The organism is Variovorax rhizosphaerae, from assembly GCF_037889975.1.
GTDB classification, from domain to species: domain Bacteria; phylum Pseudomonadota; class Gammaproteobacteria; order Burkholderiales; family Burkholderiaceae_C; genus Variovorax; species Variovorax rhizosphaerae.
This window is the reverse complement of the sequence record NZ_JBBKZT010000012.1, coordinates 128,092-144,229: the sequence shown is the minus strand read 5'-3', so window position 1 is coordinate 144,229 and position 16,138 is coordinate 128,092. Positions and strand designations below refer to the sequence as shown.

Annotated in this window: 18 protein-coding genes; 6 read left to right on the top strand and 12 right to left on the bottom strand. The window is 64.5% G+C overall.

Annotated elements, in window-relative coordinates; genetic code table 11:
* Positions 1-103: 103 nt before the first annotated feature.
* Both WKW82_RS24730 and WKW82_RS24725 read left to right on the top strand, forming a co-directional pair.
* The gene (locus WKW82_RS24730; RefSeq protein ID WP_340345019.1) at positions 104-337 is read left to right on the top strand and encodes a CsbD family protein; all 234 of its coding nucleotides are present in this window, start codon (positions 104-106) and stop codon (positions 335-337) included.
* 40 nt (positions 338-377) lie between these two features.
* Positions 378-782, top strand: a complete 405-nt coding sequence (locus tag WKW82_RS24725) for a hypothetical protein (RefSeq protein WP_340345018.1) — start codon at positions 378-380, stop codon at positions 780-782.
* Between the two features lies 1 nt (position 783).
* Here WKW82_RS24725 and WKW82_RS24720 read toward each other — a convergent pair whose 3' ends face one another.
* Complete coding sequence (locus tag WKW82_RS24720) at positions 784-1,230, bottom strand: acyl-CoA thioesterase (protein ID WP_340345016.1); 447 nt, start codon at positions 1,228-1,230, stop codon at positions 784-786.
* Positions 1,231-1,421: 191 nt separating this feature from the next.
* Between WKW82_RS24720 and WKW82_RS24715 the strand changes: the two genes are divergently transcribed.
* The 4 genes from WKW82_RS24715 to WKW82_RS24700 all read left to right on the top strand — a co-directional run bounded on the left by WKW82_RS24715 (position 1,422) and on the right by WKW82_RS24700 (position 3,685).
* On the top strand, positions 1,422-1,982 hold the full coding sequence (locus WKW82_RS24715) for a phasin family protein (protein WP_340345015.1): 561 nt from the start codon (positions 1,422-1,424) through the stop codon (positions 1,980-1,982).
* 192 nt (positions 1,983-2,174) lie between these two features.
* Entirely contained in the window at positions 2,175-2,933 is a 759-nt protein-coding gene (locus WKW82_RS24710; protein ID WP_340345014.1) for a 3-hydroxyacyl-CoA dehydrogenase, read from the top strand.
* 49 nt (positions 2,934-2,982) lie between these two features.
* Positions 2,983-3,249, top strand: a complete 267-nt coding sequence (locus WKW82_RS24705) for a type II toxin-antitoxin system prevent-host-death family antitoxin (RefSeq protein WP_340345013.1) — start codon at positions 2,983-2,985, stop codon at positions 3,247-3,249.
* 4 nt (positions 3,250-3,253) lie between these two features.
* The gene (locus WKW82_RS24700) at positions 3,254-3,685 is read left to right on the top strand and encodes a growth inhibitor PemK (RefSeq protein ID WP_340345012.1); all 432 of its coding nucleotides are present in this window, start codon (positions 3,254-3,256) and stop codon (positions 3,683-3,685) included.
* 92 nt (positions 3,686-3,777) lie between these two features.
* On the opposite strand, the gene WKW82_RS24695 is transcribed toward WKW82_RS24700, so the two are convergent.
* From WKW82_RS24695 to WKW82_RS24645, 11 genes are all read right to left on the bottom strand, one after another.
* Complete coding sequence (locus WKW82_RS24695; protein ID WP_340345011.1) at positions 3,778-4,416, bottom strand: EthD domain-containing protein; 639 nt, start codon at positions 4,414-4,416, stop codon at positions 3,778-3,780.
* 19 nt (positions 4,417-4,435) lie between these two features.
* The gene (locus tag WKW82_RS24690; protein ID WP_340345010.1) at positions 4,436-5,131 is read right to left on the bottom strand and encodes an EthD domain-containing protein; all 696 of its coding nucleotides are present in this window, start codon (positions 5,129-5,131) and stop codon (positions 4,436-4,438) included.
* Positions 5,128-6,315, bottom strand: a complete 1,188-nt coding sequence (locus WKW82_RS24685) for an NADH:flavin oxidoreductase/NADH oxidase (protein ID WP_340345009.1) — start codon at positions 6,313-6,315, stop codon at positions 5,128-5,130. Before WKW82_RS24685 ends, WKW82_RS24690 begins: the two co-directional genes overlap by 4 nt.
* A gap of 57 nt (positions 6,316-6,372) precedes the next feature.
* Positions 6,373-7,569 (bottom strand): MFS transporter, encoded by a 1,197-nt coding sequence (locus WKW82_RS24680; RefSeq protein ID WP_340345008.1) that lies wholly within the window; start codon positions 7,567-7,569, stop codon positions 6,373-6,375.
* Positions 7,570-7,591: 22 nt separating this feature from the next.
* On the bottom strand, positions 7,592-8,551 hold the full coding sequence (locus WKW82_RS24675) for an MBL fold metallo-hydrolase (RefSeq protein ID WP_340345007.1): 960 nt from the start codon (positions 8,549-8,551) through the stop codon (positions 7,592-7,594).
* A 138-nt stretch (positions 8,552-8,689) separates the two neighbouring features.
* Positions 8,690-9,400, bottom strand: coding sequence for an ABC transporter ATP-binding protein (locus WKW82_RS24670; protein ID WP_340345006.1), 711 nt, complete (start codon positions 9,398-9,400; stop codon positions 8,690-8,692).
* Positions 9,401-9,415: 15 nt separating this feature from the next.
* Positions 9,416-11,203: a branched-chain amino acid ABC transporter ATP-binding protein/permease gene (locus tag WKW82_RS24665; protein WP_340345005.1), complete on the bottom strand. Its 1,788-nt coding sequence runs from the start codon at positions 11,201-11,203 to the stop codon at positions 9,416-9,418.
* Positions 11,200-12,123, bottom strand: a complete 924-nt coding sequence (locus tag WKW82_RS24660) for a branched-chain amino acid ABC transporter permease (RefSeq protein WP_340345003.1) — start codon at positions 12,121-12,123, stop codon at positions 11,200-11,202. The genes WKW82_RS24665 and WKW82_RS24660 overlap by 4 nt, the downstream gene beginning before the upstream one ends.
* A gap of 80 nt (positions 12,124-12,203) precedes the next feature.
* Positions 12,204-13,403, bottom strand: a complete 1,200-nt coding sequence (locus WKW82_RS24655) for an ABC transporter substrate-binding protein (RefSeq protein WP_340345001.1) — start codon at positions 13,401-13,403, stop codon at positions 12,204-12,206.
* Between the two features lie 61 nt (positions 13,404-13,464).
* On the bottom strand, positions 13,465-14,241 hold the full coding sequence (locus WKW82_RS24650; protein WP_340344999.1) for an SDR family NAD(P)-dependent oxidoreductase: 777 nt from the start codon (positions 14,239-14,241) through the stop codon (positions 13,465-13,467).
* A gap of 31 nt (positions 14,242-14,272) precedes the next feature.
* Complete coding sequence (locus WKW82_RS24645) at positions 14,273-16,027, bottom strand: FAD-dependent oxidoreductase (RefSeq protein ID WP_340344997.1); 1,755 nt, start codon at positions 16,025-16,027, stop codon at positions 14,273-14,275.
* Between the last annotated feature and the right edge of the window lie 111 nt (positions 16,028-16,138).

Below are 16,138 nucleotides of genomic sequence, written 5' to 3'. Positions count from 1 at the left end.
GGCCCTTCCCTGCAAGTCCTACCGTTGTGCGCAGGGGCCTCGGCCACATTGCCTCCACGTCGACAAACACGCCGACGACTCAACCGCAACGAAGGAGCAAGCCATGAACACGGACACCATCGAGGGCAATTGGAAGCAGCTCAAGGGCAAGGTCAAGGAACAGTGGGGCAAGCTGACCGATGACGACTTCGACGTCATCGCCGGCAAGCGCGACCAGCTGCTCGGCCGCATCCAGGAACGCCATGGCATCAGCCGCGATGAAGCCGAAAAGCAGGTCAGCGAATGGGAAACGCGGGATGGCCGCGAACCGAGCGCGCTCTGGTTCGAACGCGTCTGATCACCTGCACTCTTTTCAGTAACTACCCGGAGAAACCACCATGAAAAAACATCTGCTCATGATCGCAATCGCTTCGTCCTGCCTGCTCGGCGCACAGGCGTCCAATGCCATGACCAAGGACGAATACAAGGTCGCCAAGGAAAAGATCGAGGCCGACTACAAGGTCGACAAGGCCAAGTGCGACACGATGAAGGACAACGCCAAGGACGTGTGCGAGAAGGAAGCCAAGGGCAAGGAAAACGTTGCCAAGGCCGAACTGGAACAGGCCTACCAGCCCAGCCCCAGCCATCAACGCAAGGTGGCTGAAGAAAAGGTAGACGCCCAGTACGCGGTCGCCAAGGAAAAGTGCGACGACCAGAAGGGTGCGGAAAAGAGCGCTTGTGAGAAGCAGGCCAAGGCCGACGAGGCCAAGGGCAAGGCCGACATCAAGGCCATGAAGATGTAATTCAGCGCGTCAGCGACTGAACCACCGCGGCCAGTTCGGGCGAAAGCTCGACTGGCCGCTGGCTTTTGCGGTCGACGTAGACGTGGACGAAGTGGCCTTGCGCCGCAGCCGTTTCGGCGCCCTGCTCAAACAGGCCGATCTCGTAGCGCACGTTGGAGCGGCCCGACTGCGTCACCCGGATGCCGGCCTCGACCGGCTGAGGGAAGGCCAGCGGGGCGAAGTAGTTGCACTGCGTCTCGACCACGTAGCCGACCACCTCGCCCTGGCGGACGTCGAGGGCACCGCGCTCGATCAGCAGGGCGTTGATCGCGGTGTCGAACCAGCTGTAGTAGACGACGTTGTTGACGTGGCCGTACATGTCGTTGTCGGACCAGCGGGTGGGGATCGTGCGGAACGCGGCGTACTGGCTGCGGTGGTCGGGCGTGGGCTTTGTGGCTGGGCGATTCATGGCGCCGGATTGTGCCCGTTACGTCCATTTACGCCGAGTTTTAGAAGGCGCCCCCTAGATTGCTGCATAGCAACAAAAAAGTGTTGATTTGATTGTCCGCAGGCCTATACTTCAATCCATGCTGCGGCGCAACAAATGCGGATGTCGGCACAAAGCCTCTCTTCCTCTCATCTTTTTACTGGAGCTACCAAATGGCACTGACCGCTGACCAATTCCTCGCCGCTCAAAAGGCATCCGTCGAAACCCTGTTCGGCCTGACCTCCAAGGCCTTCGAAGGCGTCGAGAAGCTGATCGAACTCAACGTCACCACTGCCAAGACCGCCCTGTCTGAAGCCAGCAGCAACGCCCAGGCCCTGCTGAGCGTCAAGGACGCGCAAGAACTCCTGGCCCTGCAAGCCAGCCTGTTCCAGCCCCTGGCCGAAAAGGTCACCGCTTACAGCCGTCACGTGTACGACATCACCCAAGGCACGCAAGCCGAATTCACCAAGGCTTTCGAAGCCAAGGCCGCTGAAGCCCAATCGACCCTGGTGAACCTGGTCGACAGCGCTTCGAAGAACGCACCCGCCGGCTCGGAAACCGCCGTCGCGATCCTGAAGAGCGCCGTGGCTGCCGCCAACAACGCTTTCGAATCGGTCCAGAAGGCTGTCAAGCAAGCCAGCGACGTCGCCGAAGCCAACTTCACCGCCGTGTCGAACTCGGCCGTGAGCGCCGCCAAGAGCACCGCGCAAACCGCTACCCGCAAGCGCGCCTAAGTAATTCGAGGCTTCGGCCTCCCCTCTAGAACAAGTTGTCTCCTTGGGTCCTCCCGGATCCAATTCAGGGCTCTGTCGCAAGACAGGGCCCTTTTTTTGTCCGCGGCGGGTGCATCGAGGACTGCACGATCGGTAACTTTGCGGCGCGCGCGTCTTCGATAATCCGCGTCCTCACATCAGGAGACAACTCTCATGCAGATCGAAGGAAGGGTTTTCATCGTCACGGGCGGGGCGTCCGGCCTGGGCGAAGGTGCGGCGCGCATGCTGGCGGCCAGCGGCGGCAAGGTCGTTGTCGCCGACATGCAGGCCGACAAGGGCGCTGCGGTGGCACAGGAAATCGGCGGCGTCTTCGTCAAGTGCGACGTGAGCCAGGAAGCCGACGGCCAGGCCGCCGTCGCCGCGGCACTGCAACTCGGCAAGCTGGTGGGCCTGGTCAACTGCGCCGGCATCGCGCCGGCGGAGAAGACGGTCGGCCGCAACGGCGCGCATGCGCTGTCGGTGTTCAGCAAGACGGTCACGGTCAACCTCATCGGCAGCTTCAACATGATCCGGCTCGCGGCCGAGGCCATGAGCAAGAACGAGCCCGAATCCACCGGCGAGCGCGGCGTGCTGATCTCGACCGCGTCCGTGGCCGCCTATGACGGCCAGATGGGCCAGGCGGCTTACTCTGCGTCGAAAGGCGGCGTGGTCGGCATGACGCTGCCGATCGCCCGCGACCTGGCCCGCAACGGGATCCGCAACATGACGATTGCACCGGGCATCTTCGGTACGCCGATGCTGTTCGGGATGCCGCAGGAGGTGCAGGACGCACTGGCGGCCAGCGTGCCCTTCCCTTCGCGGCTGGGGACGCCGGCGGACTATGCGAAGCTGGCGAAGCACATCATCGAGAACGACATGTTGAACGGGGAAGTGATCCGGCTGGACGGGGCCATTCGGTTGCCGCCGAAATGATCGCGGCGCGCATGAAATTACGTAAAATACGGAAATCACGGAGAAAATCATGCGCACCGTTCCTTCCACCGAATTCGCCAAGAATTTTGGCCACTATCGCGAAGTCGTCCAAGGCGAACCCGTGGCCGTCACGAGCCATAACCGCGTCACTGGATACTTCATCTCGCGAAAGGAGTTCGAGGAGCTTGTGCGCCTGAAAGCCCGCGCTACGAAGGCATATGCCGTGGCGGATCTTCCTGAAGAAGCGGTCCGCGCCCTTGCAGACAGCCGCATGGATGCGCGGCATGACAAGCTGAACGATCTCCTGACAGACTGAGCGAATGGCCTTCCCGTCGCCCGAGGTGGGCCTTGTCGTGTCTTTCGCTTATCTGTGGCATCGCGAACAGCAACGCGGGAACACCGAAGGGGCGAAGAATCGCCCTTGCGTCATCGTGACCGCCATCGAATCAGTCGACGGAGAGATCGTTGTCACCGTGTCTCCCATCACACATGCTCAGCCAGAAAATCCGGCATCGGGAATCGAGATTCCAGCAAGGGTCAAGCGCCACCTCGGGCTGGATGGCGAGAAGTCCTGGGTGATCTTGACCGAAGTCAATCGCTTCACCTGGCCAGGCTATGACTTGCGCCCGATTTCGACCCGGGACTCGCGAGTGGACTACGGGTTCCTGCCGCCCGCCCTGTTCGACCAGATCAAGGCTGGAATCCTGGCCAGCATTCGTACCGGGACGCGAATCTCGACGTTGAGGGAGTGAGCTTGCTCTCGAGTCCGTCGGGCACCGACCGATGGACGCAGAATGGCCGCCTATTTGCAGACCCTCGGTAGCAGCGGGCTGCTGATGAAGGTCTACCTGATGCGAAGCAGGTCGATGAGATAGGCGACGCTCCCAGTGGTGCAGCACTCCATGACTCGGCGCAATTCGGAACAGGGTTCAAAAGCCTCATGGGCCTTGGCGACGCTGTCGAGCCAGACGCAGATGAAGCCGGACGGGGGATCTGGCTCTGCCCACAGCCGCTCCCGGCGAGCCGTGGAGACCGTCCAGTTCAATGCGAGCTTGTCGCCTGTGGTGGCCGCGACTCGGCGAAGCTCGCACCAGAGCACGTCCCGCGACTCAGCCTGCGCATGGAACGGGATGAGGACTTTCACCGCCTGCCCGACAGGCTCATCGCCCTCGGTCTCGACCACGCAAAGCGTCCAGCCCTTGAGGAAATTCGGCTCGTCCGCCGGGATGTATTTCTGACCCACCGCGGACGCCTGGGCCCGGCGCATGGCATCCGCGTCGGCAAAGGAGAGTTCCACGATACCGTCGACATCGAAGGCGGGCTCGCCATCGCTCGCCCACAGCACCTTGTCCACGCGGTTATGGGTGTAACGGGTGATGCCTTCCATGCCCAGGGCAAGCTGCGCATGAGGCCCCGCCCAATACGCCCGGAAATCGCAGGTCGCCGTCCCCTCCTTCCTGGCAAGAAGGGTCATCCGTTTCATCATTCGAGGCCTCCCGCTACTAGAGAATCTGGCGCTCAGCCACGACGAAGGCCGTGATCTCCGCCAGGAAGGTCCTCGCATGGGCCATCGTCTCCTTCCCTGCTGCCGAGCCGAACGCCTGCTCCAGCGTTGCGGCGTCCTCGAACCAGAGCTCGACGATGCCGTCGATCGGGAAGTCGTCGTAGCCGCAGGGCTGGCCTTTCACCCGCTCGCGCGCAATCACCACGTTCTGCCGATAGGCGCTCACGCCCGGCATCTTGCGCATCAGGTCACCGTGCACCTTCCATTCGCGGCGGAAATCCTCCTCGCCGAGATCAGGGCGCCGCTTGAGGATCGACATGCGCTTCAAGAGGCGAGCGCGGGCTTCCCGCTCGGGCAAGTCGATGACCACGCGTTGCTCGGCGGTCACGATGTGCACGCCGCCCAGGAAGTGGTTCTCGTCGGCGATGAGGTCTGCGGCAAGCGCACTGTCATTGAACGCGCGGTCCGCCTTGCCGACATCGTCGAACCACAACTGCGAAAAGCCGTCGAAGTCCCACGGTCCGCGCGCGAAATCGATGCCTCGTTGCAAGCGCTCCGTCACCGGGTTCTGCCAGTAGCCGCGCAAGCCGGGCGCGCGCCTGGCGAGTGCGCCGTGGTGGCCGCGCCAGTACGCGCTGAATCTCTCGCTCGACCAATCCGGCTTCTTGTGGATCAGGCCCATTCGTACGTTCATGTCGTTTGCTCCAGATTGGATTCGATGAGTTCGGTGGCAGCCTGTGCGCGGGCGCGCGCGAGCCCCGGGGCGCGCTTGGCGAGCCAGACGCCGTGCCGCTCGGGCCAGCGCTTGTAGGCGGGGTCGACGCCCAGCGTGAGTGCGGCGTGATGCGGCCAGTAGGGATCGAAGAGCGCTTCGCGACCCAAGGCGATCAGGTCGGCTTTTCCTTCGCGCAGCACCGCGTCGGCCTGGTGCGCGTCGACGATCATTCCGACGGCCTGCGTCCTGACCTGCGCCTCCTGGCGGATCCGTTCCGAGAACGGCACCTGGAAGCCGAGGCCGCGCGGCACCGGGAGTGCGCGGGTTTCTTCGGTGAGGCCCCCGGACGAGCAATCGATGACATCGACGCCGCAGCGCGCAAGTTCGCGCGACAGGACGATGGAATCTTCCAGGCTCCACCCGTCCACGCTACCGTCCACCGCCGATAGCCGGCAGAACAGCGGCTTGCCTTCGGGCCACGCCGCGCGAACCCTGCGCGCGATCTCCAGGGCCAGGCGCATGCGACCTTCGAGGCTGCCGCCCCACTCGTCATCACGATGGTTCGAGTTCGGCGACAGGAAGCTCGCCACCAGGTAACCATGGCCGAAATGCAGTTCCACCACGTCGAAGCCGGCCTGATCGGCACGCAAGGTCGCGTCGACGAAGGACTGCACCACGTCCGCGATGCCCGCGGCGTCCAGGGCCACGGGCGCGGACCATCCGGGGCCTGCAGGCAAGGCGCTCGGGCCGAGGCGTTGCCAGGGCTGCGGATCGGATGCAAGGCGTTGCTCTGAGAGCGCGGCGCCGCCTTCCCACAACGGCTGGCTTCCCGACTTGCGTCCCGCGTGGGCCAACTGGACCCCGATGGCGCCACCATTGGCATGGACGAAATCGACCACTGCCTTCAACGGTTCGACCTGGCTGTCTTCCCACAGCCCCAGGTCGGCCGTGCCGATGCGGCCGCGCGGATCGACGGCAGTGCTTTCGGTGAGGATCAGCCCGGCGCCGCCCAGCGCGAACTTGCCGAGGTGGACCATGTGCCACGGCGTCGCGCGCCCGTTCTCGGCGGCGTGCTGGCACATCGGCGAGATCACGATACGGTTGTTCAGCACCAACTCGCGAAGCTGGATGGGCTGGAAGAGAAGTGGTTCAGTGGGGGTCATGCAAAAGCCTGAGAGTTGAAGGGGCGAAGACCGCGGCGGTTGCGCATGCTTGGGCGATCAGGCATCGATCACGCCTTGGCGCAGCCGGCTGTTCCGCTGCCGGATCAAGGTCGCGAACGCAACGCCGAGCAGCAGGAGGCCGAGCGCTGACGATGCGAAGACCATGCTTGTCGACGCGGTGTCGACCACCCACGACGCGAGCAACACGCCAAGCGACTGCCCGAGGAACAGGACACAGGCAAAGAGCGAGACGGCCGTACCGCGCGCAGTCGGCGCCATCTGTGTCGCGTGGGTCTGCAGGGTGTTGTGCAAGGCGTAGAAGCCGAAGCCGGCCAGCATGCAGGCGGGAAGCGTCCACGGCCAGGATGGCGCGGTGGCGATCGCCGCGAAAGCAATGCCCAGGCTGACACCCCCGGTGGTTGCCAGGCCGGTTTCACCGAAGCGCCGCAAGAGCACGCGTGCGCACCGGCTGTAGACAAGGCCGCCGACGCCATAGAGCGCAACGACCGCCCCGGCCGCTGGCATCGACAGCTTGAACGAAGCATGCAGGTGGGACGGAATGAAGGCCAACGCGCTGAAGGCCAGCGCCCCTTCGATGCAGGTGACGAGCAACACCGTCCTCGCCCATGGCTGGGCGAGCACGTCGAGGAGCCGGCGAGGAACGCTTGCCATGTCTGGCCGCGCAGGCGATGCAAGGCCGCGCGCTCGCCGGGTCAGCATCGCGCCGCCGACCAGGAAGATCGTCGCGAGCAATGCAAACGCCGCCCGCCAGTTCCACACCTCGGCGACAAGGCCACCAAGCCATTGGCCGCAGATCATGCCGAACACCGTCGCGCCGAGCAGTCGGGCCAACACTTCCTGGCGCCCTTCGTAGGCCACGCTGTCGCCGATCCACGCCATCGTCAACGGGATGATTCCGGCGGCAGCGACGCCGGACAGGATGCGACCGGCCACCAGCCAGTCCAGCGAAGGTGCGAGCGCCGCCGCCATGCTTCCGATCGTGCAAGCCAGCGTCGCAAATGCGATCACGCGTACCTTGCCGTAACGATCTCCGAGAGGCCCATAGAACAACTGAAGGAGCCCATAGGCCAAGGCAAAGCCGGAGATCGTCCGCGCAACCTGGCCCGTCGTTGCCGAGAACTCCGCTGCCAGCGACGGCAGCATGGCGTCGCAAATGCGCATCGACGCCATGCTCGCAAACGCGCACGTGCCCAGCAGCCAGAGCGTTCGGGAATCGAGGGCGCGCGTGCTCATGCTTGCATCGCTCGGGGAGACGTCAACCTTCCAGCGTCTTCCACATCTCGACATCCCGCTCGGCGGTCCAGATGCGCGGGTCGGTGTACTGCGTCACTTCGTCGTAGCAGCGCGTGACGTCGAAGGGCATGCAGTGGTCGAAGATCACCCAGTGGCCGTACTTGGGCTTCAGGGCGGAGAAGGTGTCCCGGTAGACGGCGTTCAGGTCCTTGCCGCCGTCAACGCCCTTTCGGACAGTGGCGTACACGTCCGAGATGAATTCGCGTGTTTCGCTGAGGCCCTTGGACACCGCCTCGGGCGTAGTCAGCGCAGCGCCGCGGCCGGGCACCAGCGCCTTGGGCTTGAGCGCGGCGAGGTTCTCCAGCGTCTTCGGCCAATCCTTGAAGTAGGCGTCGCCAGCGTACGGTGTGGCGCCGAACTCGACCAGGTCGCCCGACAGCAATGCACCTTCGCCCGGAAGCCAGACGACCGTGTCGCCCTTCGTGTGGCCGCGGCCGAGCTGCAACAGTTGCACTTCGAGCTTGCCCAGCCACAGCGTCATCTTTCCGGTGAAGGTCATCGTCGGCCAAGTCATGCCGGGCGGCACGGTCTCGACGCCCGCGAACAGGCGCGGGAAACGGCCGATCTCGCTGGCCTTGTCCTGCTCGCCACGCTCGACGATGAGGTCATACGTGTCCTGGCTCGCGAGGATGTGTTGCGCAGCGTAGGCACTGGCACCGAGCACGCGCACCGCGTGGTAGTGCGTGAGCACGACGTATTGGATCGGCTTGTCGGTGACCTCGCGGATGCGGCGGATGACATCGGCGGCCATCGCCGGCGTGGCCTGGGTGTCGGCCACCAGCACGGCGTCGTCGCCGATGATGATGCCGGTGTTGGGGTCGCCTTCGGCCGTGTACGCCCAGGCGTGCTCAGAGATCTGGCTGAAGGTGACGTTCTTCTCTTCCAGGTCGGCCTGGCTTGCGAACTTCTTGGTATCGGACATGGGGTGTTCCTTGTGTGGGTGGTTCTGGTGGGGTCGACGACTTTGCAATCAAGCGCAGAACAAGGCGGAGCGCCGCAGACAGTGCTGTAGCACGGCAAGGCGATCCAACGCAGTTATGCGATTGATTGCAAGGTCGTATCAGTGCGAGCCGAGATAGGCGGCCTTGACCTTGGGATCGTTGAGCAGTGCGCGGCCCGTGCCTTCGAGGGTGATGTGTCCTGTCTCCAGCACGTAGGCCCGGTCCGCTACACCGAGCGCCTGTTTGGCCATCTGCTCGACCAGCAGGATGGTCAGGCCCGCCTCGCGCAACTGGCGAATCGCATTGAAGATGTCCTTGATGATCAAGGGCGCCAGGCCGAGCGACGGTTCGTCGAGCAGCAGCAGGCGCGGCTCGCTCATCAGGGCGCGCGAGATGGCCAGCATCTGCTGCTCGCCGCCGGACAAGGTCCCGGACAACTGGTCCTGGCGCTCGCGCAGCCGCGGGAATCGCTTGAACTCGCGCTCGATGGCGGCCGCGGTGGCGGCGGGGTCGGTCTTGCGCGAATAGGCGCCGAGCATCAGGTTCTCGCGCACCGTCTGGTCCGCGAAGACGCCGCGGCCTTCTGGCGACATCGCGATGCCAAGGCCCACACGATGATGCGACGCGACGTTCGTGATGTCCTTGCCGTCGAGCAGGATGCGTCCCTCCGTGACGGGCTCCAGGCCGCAAATACTCTTGAGCAAGGTGCTCTTGCCGGCGCCGTTGGCGCCGATGATGGTCACCACTTCGCCCTTGCGCACGTCGATGCTCACGCCCTTGACGGCCTGGATTGCGCCGTAGGCCACCTTGACTGATTCGATTTTCAGCATGATCGAGTCTCCGGTTCAGGCTGCGCAAAGCGCGTGTTGTTCTTCTTCAGGCTCGTCGACGCCCAGGTAGGCTTCGACGACACGGGGGTTGGCCTGCACCTCGGCCGGCTTGCCCTCGGCGATCTTGATGCCGTAGTCCAACACGATGACGTGGTCAGAGATCGACATGACCAGGTCCATGTGATGCTCGACCATCAGGATGCTCACACCGCACTTGCCGATGCGAAGCAACAGTTGCCCCAGCTCGGCCGTCTCCTGCGGATTGAGACCCGCGGCAGGTTCATCGAGCAGCAGGAGTTGCGGCTCGGTCGCCAGTGCCCGTGCCAGTTCGACGCGGCGTTGCAGGCCGTAGGGCAGGCTTCCCGCCGGATGGTGTGCCAGATGCAGCAACCCCACCAGGTCCAGCAACTGCAGCGCACGGGCCCGTGTCGCGGCCTCTTCCCTCTTCGCATTCGGCAGGTGAAACAGCGAAGCGAAGAAGCCGTTCGTCATCCGGCTGTGACGCCCCAGCATCACGTTGTCGAGCACCGACAGTTCCGCGAAGAGCCGCAGGTTCTGGAAGGTGCGTCCCATGCCCATGCAGCAGATCGAATGCACCGGCCGGCCGGAGACCTCCTGGCCGAGGAACTGGATCGAGCCCTCGGTCGGATCGATCAACCCGGTCAACATATTGATCATCGTGCTCTTGCCTGCGCCATTCGGTCCGATCAGCGCGTGGATGTGGCCGCGCTGCAGCCGGAACGACACGTTCTGGGCTGGCTTCACGCCGCCGAAGTTCTTGGTGACGCCCTGCACCACCAGCAATTCGCCCTGGCCTCCAGGGCCGATGCGCGTGGGAACGGCAGCCGCCTTCGAGGGCTCGGGCGCCTCGGCCGAACGGCGGAACCACTTCGAGAACAAGCCAGTCACGCCGCCCGGCATCACATAGAGCGCAAACAGCAGCAGGAAGCCATAGAGGAAGTGCTGCGCCGAGGGCCAGCGCGCCAGGGCCGCATCGACCGCCGTCAGCACGATGGTGCCCACCAGCGGCCCGTACTGGGAGCCGGCGCCGCCGAACAGCACCAGCAACAGGATGAAGATCGACAGGTGGAAGGTGATGAAGTCGGAGTTGATGTACTGGTTCTGCTGGGCCACCAGCGCCCCGGCAATGCCGCAGGTCACAGCCGCCACGACGAACGCAATGACCTTGGCCCGATAGACGCGAACGCCCACCGAGGATGAAGCGATCTCGTCGGCTTGCAGCGACAGCAGCGCGCGACCGAAGCGGCCCTCCAGCAGGTTGCGCAACAAGAGATGCGCCAAGGCGCACAGGCCGATGCCGAGCCAGACCCACTGCAACTGCGTCAAGGGTTGGCCATCCCAGGTCAAGGCCTTGATGCCATAGATCCCTTGTGCACCGCCGAACACATCGGTCCACTCGCCCACGAGCTTTTCCACGACGATGCCGAAGGCCAGCGTCACCATCGCAAGGTACGGCCCCTTCACCCGCAGCGATGGCAAGGCGATGAGCACCCCGCACACTGCGGAGATGCCCGCCGCAGCCACCAGGGCGAGCCATGGGTTCATTTCCGTACGCGTCGTCAGCAGCGCCACCGCATAGGCGCCCGCCGCGAAGAGCCCTGCCTGGCCCAGCGACTTCTGCCCCGCATAGCCCACCAGCACGTTCATGCCCGCAGCGCAGAGGTAGTAGACGCACATCATGAAGACGATGCGCAGGTAGTAGTCGTTGCCGAAGAGGGACGTGATGCCGACCAGCGCGGCGGCGGCGAGCAACACGCCCACCAGATGTTGACTGCGCTTCATACCTTCTCCACCAGCTTCTTGCCGAACAGTCCGGTCGGACGGAATGCGAGGACCAGGATCACCAGTCCGAAGACGGCCACCTCGCGCCACTGGGCCTGCCACAGGTTGACCAGGGACTCGAAGACACCGAGGACGAAGCCGCCGATGACGCAGCCCCGCGGATTGCTCAGGCCGCCGATCATGGCGCCGGAGAAACCCTTGAGCCCCACCGTCAGCCCCATGAAAAGCGAGGCCTGCGCGATCGGCGCCAGCAGGAAGCCGGAGAGCCCTGCGAGCGCTGAACTGATCACGAAGGCGCCGATCATCACCGCGTTGGTGTTGATGCCCATGAGGCTGGCGACGTTGCCGTTCGCCGCCACGGCGCGCATCGCCTTGCCCACCATCGTCTTGCTCATGACGTAGTCGAAGCCGATCATGATGACCACGGCAACCACCAGCGTCAGGAGTTCCTGCGGACGGACACCGACGCCGAGCAGCCGGATCACCTCGTCGCCCACCGGCCCAGGCACCACCACGGGCTTGGGCCCCCAGATGGCCAGGCCGATGCTCTGCAGGATGACACCGAAGCCGAGCGTGCTCATGACCCAGGCCATGCCGGGCCGCCCCGCAAAGGGCCGCACGCCGATGGCATAGAGCAGCCATCCGAGCAGGCCCATGACTCCGAGCGCCACAGCCAATGCCAGCAGTTGGGCGCCTGCGCCGGGCAGCGCCTGGCCGAAGGTGGTCGAGGTCACTGGAAGACCCAGGACCAGGAAGAGCGCGCTCATGCCGATGAATGCGCCTGCCGAGACGAACTCCCCATGCGAGAAGTTCAGTGTCTTGGTCGTCGTGAATGTGATGCTGAAACCCAGGGCCACCAGCGAGTAGGCACCGCCCACGGCCAAGCCACTGAGAATCGCCTGCAAGAGCGCCTCAACCATATTGCCTCCGAGATGTTGGCCAGGCCGCGGGATGCGGCCCGGCGTCGCGTGATTCGCGTGTGTGTCGCGGGTGTGCCGCGTTACTGCTTGAAGTCCGCGCCAGCCAGTGCGCTGACGATCGGGTCCGAGTACGGCATCAGCTTGCCGTCCTTCCAGCGAATCCACACGAGATCCTTGGCCGTCAGGGCTTCGTGGTTGGTCTTGCTGAAGGGCTTGTCATAGGTCTTGAGCAGGCCCTGCACCGGGGTCTTCAGGTCCTCCAGTGCGACACGAACGGCCGGGCCATCCACGCTGTTGGCCTGCTTGGCAGCAGCGGCGTAGAGCATGACCGAGTCATAGCCATGCAGCGCGAAGGAGAAGGAGCCCGGCGCCTTGAGCTTGGGGCCGACGCGGTCGAACAGCTTCTGCTGGGCGGGCGTGCGTGTCTCGCTGACCGTGCGCATGAAGATGGGCTTCTCCGCCAGGGTCTTGCCGGCCGCGTCATAGAAGGTGATGTTGTCCGCCGCCCACGAGGTCAGCACCAGCGGAAAGTAGTTGATCTTCTCCATGCTGCGAACCAACTGTGCAATCGGCGTGCCTTGTGCCCACACCACGACCGTGTCGACGCCCGCGGACTTCATCTTGCTCAACTGGGAAGTCATGTCCGTGTCGCCCACGCCAAAACGCTCGGTCGCGGCGATCTTGATGTCCTGCACCTTGGCAAGCTCCTCCATGTCTTTCAGCCCGCCCTGCCCGTAGCCCGTGGTCTCGGCCATCAATCCGACGACCTTCGACTTGTCCGAATTCTTCTTGACGTAAGCCATCAGCGCGGACACCTGCTCGCGATCCACCATCGAGACGCGGAACATGTAGTTGTCCGCGCCCGGGCTCATCGGCTTGGTGATGTCGGTGCCCGAGCCCACATTGCCGATCACAGGAATCTTCTTCTGGTTGGCGATGTGCTTCCAGGCCATCGCATTGCCGGAATTGGTCGGACCGAACACGGCGGCGACCTTTTCGTTGTCGACCAGTTCGCTCATGTTCTGGATCGACTTGGGCGGGGCCGACGTGTCGTCCCGCGTGACGAGCGCCAGCTTCTTGCCGAGGACGCCGCCCGCGGCATTGATGTCGGCGATCGCGGCCTCCATGCCGAGCACCGCTGCCTGGCCGCTTTGCGCGGAGGGCGAGGCCGACAGGTCGCCGTTGTAGCCCAGCTTGATGTCTTGGGCGCTTGCGGCCGATGCCGCCGCAACGAGGCTCGCGGCAAGGGCGGCTTGCTTCAGGAACTTGGGAATGCGCATGGCTGTCTCCGGTTTGGATGAACTCGACGAGTCCAGGGTTTTGAACAAGGAATGGGGTTGATCAGGAGGCGAGGAAGCCGCCATCGACGGGCAGCGTCACGCCCGTCACGTAGGTGGCCATGTGGGAGGCCAGGAACACCACGGGCCCGACCAGCTCTTCCGGCTGCCCGACGCGCGCCATCGGCGTGCGCAACATGAACTTGTCGAGGCGCTCCGGCGCTTCCCGTGTGTACGAGGTCATCGGCGTCTCGATGACACCGGGCGCGATCGCGTTGACCCGCACGCCGTCCTTGGCCAACTCGACGGCAAGGGCCTGCGTCATGAGCTTGACCGCGCCCTTTGATGGGGAATAGCCGACGACATTGGGAATCCCGGTGCTCGACGCGATGGATCCGACGTTGATGATCACGCCCTTGGTCTTCTTCAGCGCATCCAGCCAGGCGTGCGTCGGCAGGAAGGTGCCCATCACGTTCACGTTCAGCGTGCGTTCGAGGTTCGAGGCGACCTGCGGGCTGTTGAGCCCTTCGCGAATGATGATGCCGGCGTTGTTGACCAGGATGTCGATGTGCCCGACTTCGCTGCTCACGGTGGCCGCCAGTGCCTGGCAGGCATCTCGCGAGGTCACGTCCAGCTTGTAGGCGACGGCCTTCCCGCCAGACGCGTTGATCTCGCCGGCCACAACCTTGGCGTTGTCTTCGTTCAGGTCCGTCACGACGACCTGGGCGCCCGCCTTCGCAAGCCCCTTGGCGATGGCCTTGCCATTGCCCTGCCCCGCGCCGGTCACCAGCGCAATGCGCCCAGCCAGCACCTGCGGCGCCATGAGTTCAGTGATTTCCATTGGAGTCTTTTCCGGTAGATATGTCTTGAGGTCAGGCGTGCACACGCTGACGCGGAGCGGCGAATTGCACGACTTCGGCCGCAGGTCGCCGGGTTTGATTCACGAGCGCGTTACCCACGACGTAGCCGAAGGTCAGCGCCGGGCCGAGCGTGATGCCGGCCCCGGGGTAGTTGCCACCCATGATGCTGGCCGCGTCGTTGCCGACGGCATAGAGTCCCCGGACCGGTTGCCGGTCCTGCGTGAGCACCTGGCAGGACTCATCCGTCAGCAATCCCGCGAAAGTGCCGATCTCGCCGACGACGATCTTGATGGCGTAGTACGGACCCTGGCGGACGGGCGCCATGCACGGGTTCGGCGTCACCAGCGAGTCGCCCTGGAAGCGGTTGTACGCCGTGCTGCCCTTGCCGAACTTCGTGTCCACGCCCTGGGCCGCGTCACGGTTGAACGCTTCGACCTCCTCCTGCAGCGCCACATACGGCACGCCGATCGCCTGGGCCAACTCCTGAAGGCTGTTGCCCTTCTTGAGATAGCCGTTCTTCAGATGCTTGCCGATGGGCAACGGGAAAGGCGCCACGGCCCCGAGCCCGTACTCGCGCAGGTGCTTGTGATCGCAGATGAGCCAGCAAGTGACTTCCGGGAGACCCTTGCAAGCCTTCACGAGGTCTTGGATGAAGTCGTGATACGACAGCGCCTCGTTGGTGAAGCGGCGCCCCTTGGGTGTGACCGCGATCGCACCCGGCTTGGCCCGGTCGATGAAGTGCGGCATGACACCCTCGGAGCCGTCCTTGCGCTTCGTCACCGAGGTCGGGCACCAGGCGGCGGCGTTGGGGATCGTCGGGTCGACCCATCCGCCCACGGATTCCCCCAGGCGCAGGCCGTCCCCGGTGTTCAGCGCCGGCGAGGGCGTGAAGTGTTCGTGGCCGGTCGGCGCATGCGGGAACAACTGCTTGCGACGCGCCACGTCATAGGGGAAGCCACCGCACGCCAGCACCACGCCACGGCGCACGCGAATCTCGCGCGACTTGCCGTCTTGCACGACGTTCGCACCGACTATCGCATCCCCTTCCACGATCAGCGACTTCACCGGCGAGTTCAGCCACACCGGCACGTTGAGATCCACCGCCGCCTTGGCAAGCCGCCCCGCCAGCGCATTGCCGTTGGTCAGCGTCATCCCGCGGCCGTAGCGCACGACATCGAGCAGATGCCCGCCGAAGCGCTTCGCGACATACCAGAAGGACTCCAGCGACTTGAAGGCGCGCAGGAAGTGCCACAGCTCCTTGCCAGAGCCCAGCATCATCCCGAACACCGTCAGCTCCGGCACCGGTGGCGCCAGCAGTGCGATGCGCTCGCCGAGTTCCCGCCCATCGAACGGACGGGTCACCATGGACCGGCCGCCCGGCTGGCCGCCAGGCGCTTCGGCGTGGTAGTCCGGGAACACCGGCGGCATGTCGAACTGCACGCAGGTGTTCTCGGTGAAGAAGTCGAAGGCCTTCGGGCCGTTCTCGAGGAAGGCGTCGACGCGCGCTGCATCGAAATGCGTGGTGGCCTCGTGCTGCAGGTAGGCACGGGCCGCGCCCGGCGCTTCATTGACGCCCTGCTCTTTCGCCAGGCTGGTTCCGGGGATCCACAGCCAGCCACCCGAACGCGCGGTGGTGCCGCCGAACACCGACGCCTTGTCGACGACCAGCACCTTGAGCCCCTGCCAGGCCGCGGTGACCGCCGCCGACATGCCCGACGCGCCGGTGCCGATCACCAGTACGTCGTACTCCGATTCCTGCTTATTCATTGACCGTCACTCCAGAAAGTTGGGGCCATCCGTCGACCCGATGACGTTAGTATGGTGCTAACGCATCTTTCCTATGCTAATGGTTTACCCTGAACTAACGACATTGTTAGA

What these genes read in the sequence shown, in the direction of transcription:
- WKW82_RS24690 (WP_340345010.1), bottom strand. Translation starts at nt 5,131, where the DNA reads ATGAACGTACGAATGGGCCTGATCCACAAGAAGCCGGATTGGTCGAGC.
- WKW82_RS24730 (WP_340345019.1), top strand. Translation starts at nt 104, where the DNA reads ATGAACACGGACACCATCGAGGGCAATTGGAAGCAGCTCAAGGGCAAG.
- WKW82_RS24675 (WP_340345007.1), bottom strand. Translation starts at nt 8,551, where the DNA reads ATGTCCGATACCAAGAAGTTCGCAAGCCAGGCCGACCTGGAAGAGAAG.
- WKW82_RS24650 (WP_340344999.1), bottom strand. Translation starts at nt 14,241, where the DNA reads ATGGAAATCACTGAACTCATGGCGCCGCAGGTGCTGGCTGGGCGCATT.
- WKW82_RS24685 (WP_340345009.1), bottom strand. Translation starts at nt 6,315, where the DNA reads ATGACCCCCACTGAACCACTTCTCTTCCAGCCCATCCAGCTTCGCGAG.
- WKW82_RS24680 (WP_340345008.1), bottom strand. Translation starts at nt 7,569, where the DNA reads ATGAGCACGCGCGCCCTCGATTCCCGAACGCTCTGGCTGCTGGGCACG.
- WKW82_RS24665 (WP_340345005.1), bottom strand. Translation starts at nt 11,203, where the DNA reads ATGAAGCGCAGTCAACATCTGGTGGGCGTGTTGCTCGCCGCCGCCGCG.
- WKW82_RS24645 (WP_340344997.1), bottom strand. Translation starts at nt 16,027, where the DNA reads ATGAATAAGCAGGAATCGGAGTACGACGTACTGGTGATCGGCACCGGC.
- WKW82_RS24710 (WP_340345014.1), top strand. Translation starts at nt 2,175, where the DNA reads ATGCAGATCGAAGGAAGGGTTTTCATCGTCACGGGCGGGGCGTCCGGC.
- WKW82_RS24705 (WP_340345013.1), top strand. Translation starts at nt 2,983, where the DNA reads ATGCGCACCGTTCCTTCCACCGAATTCGCCAAGAATTTTGGCCACTAT.
- WKW82_RS24715 (WP_340345015.1), top strand. Translation starts at nt 1,422, where the DNA reads ATGGCACTGACCGCTGACCAATTCCTCGCCGCTCAAAAGGCATCCGTC.
- WKW82_RS24695 (WP_340345011.1), bottom strand. Translation starts at nt 4,416, where the DNA reads ATGAAACGGATGACCCTTCTTGCCAGGAAGGAGGGGACGGCGACCTGC.
- WKW82_RS24660 (WP_340345003.1), bottom strand. Translation starts at nt 12,123, where the DNA reads ATGGTTGAGGCGCTCTTGCAGGCGATTCTCAGTGGCTTGGCCGTGGGC.
- WKW82_RS24670 (WP_340345006.1), bottom strand. Translation starts at nt 9,400, where the DNA reads ATGCTGAAAATCGAATCAGTCAAGGTGGCCTACGGCGCAATCCAGGCC.
- WKW82_RS24655 (WP_340345001.1), bottom strand. Translation starts at nt 13,403, where the DNA reads ATGCGCATTCCCAAGTTCCTGAAGCAAGCCGCCCTTGCCGCGAGCCTC.
- WKW82_RS24720 (WP_340345016.1), bottom strand. Translation starts at nt 1,230, where the DNA reads ATGAATCGCCCAGCCACAAAGCCCACGCCCGACCACCGCAGCCAGTAC.
- WKW82_RS24700 (WP_340345012.1), top strand. Translation starts at nt 3,254, where the DNA reads ATGGCCTTCCCGTCGCCCGAGGTGGGCCTTGTCGTGTCTTTCGCTTAT.
- WKW82_RS24725 (WP_340345018.1), top strand. Translation starts at nt 378, where the DNA reads ATGAAAAAACATCTGCTCATGATCGCAATCGCTTCGTCCTGCCTGCTC.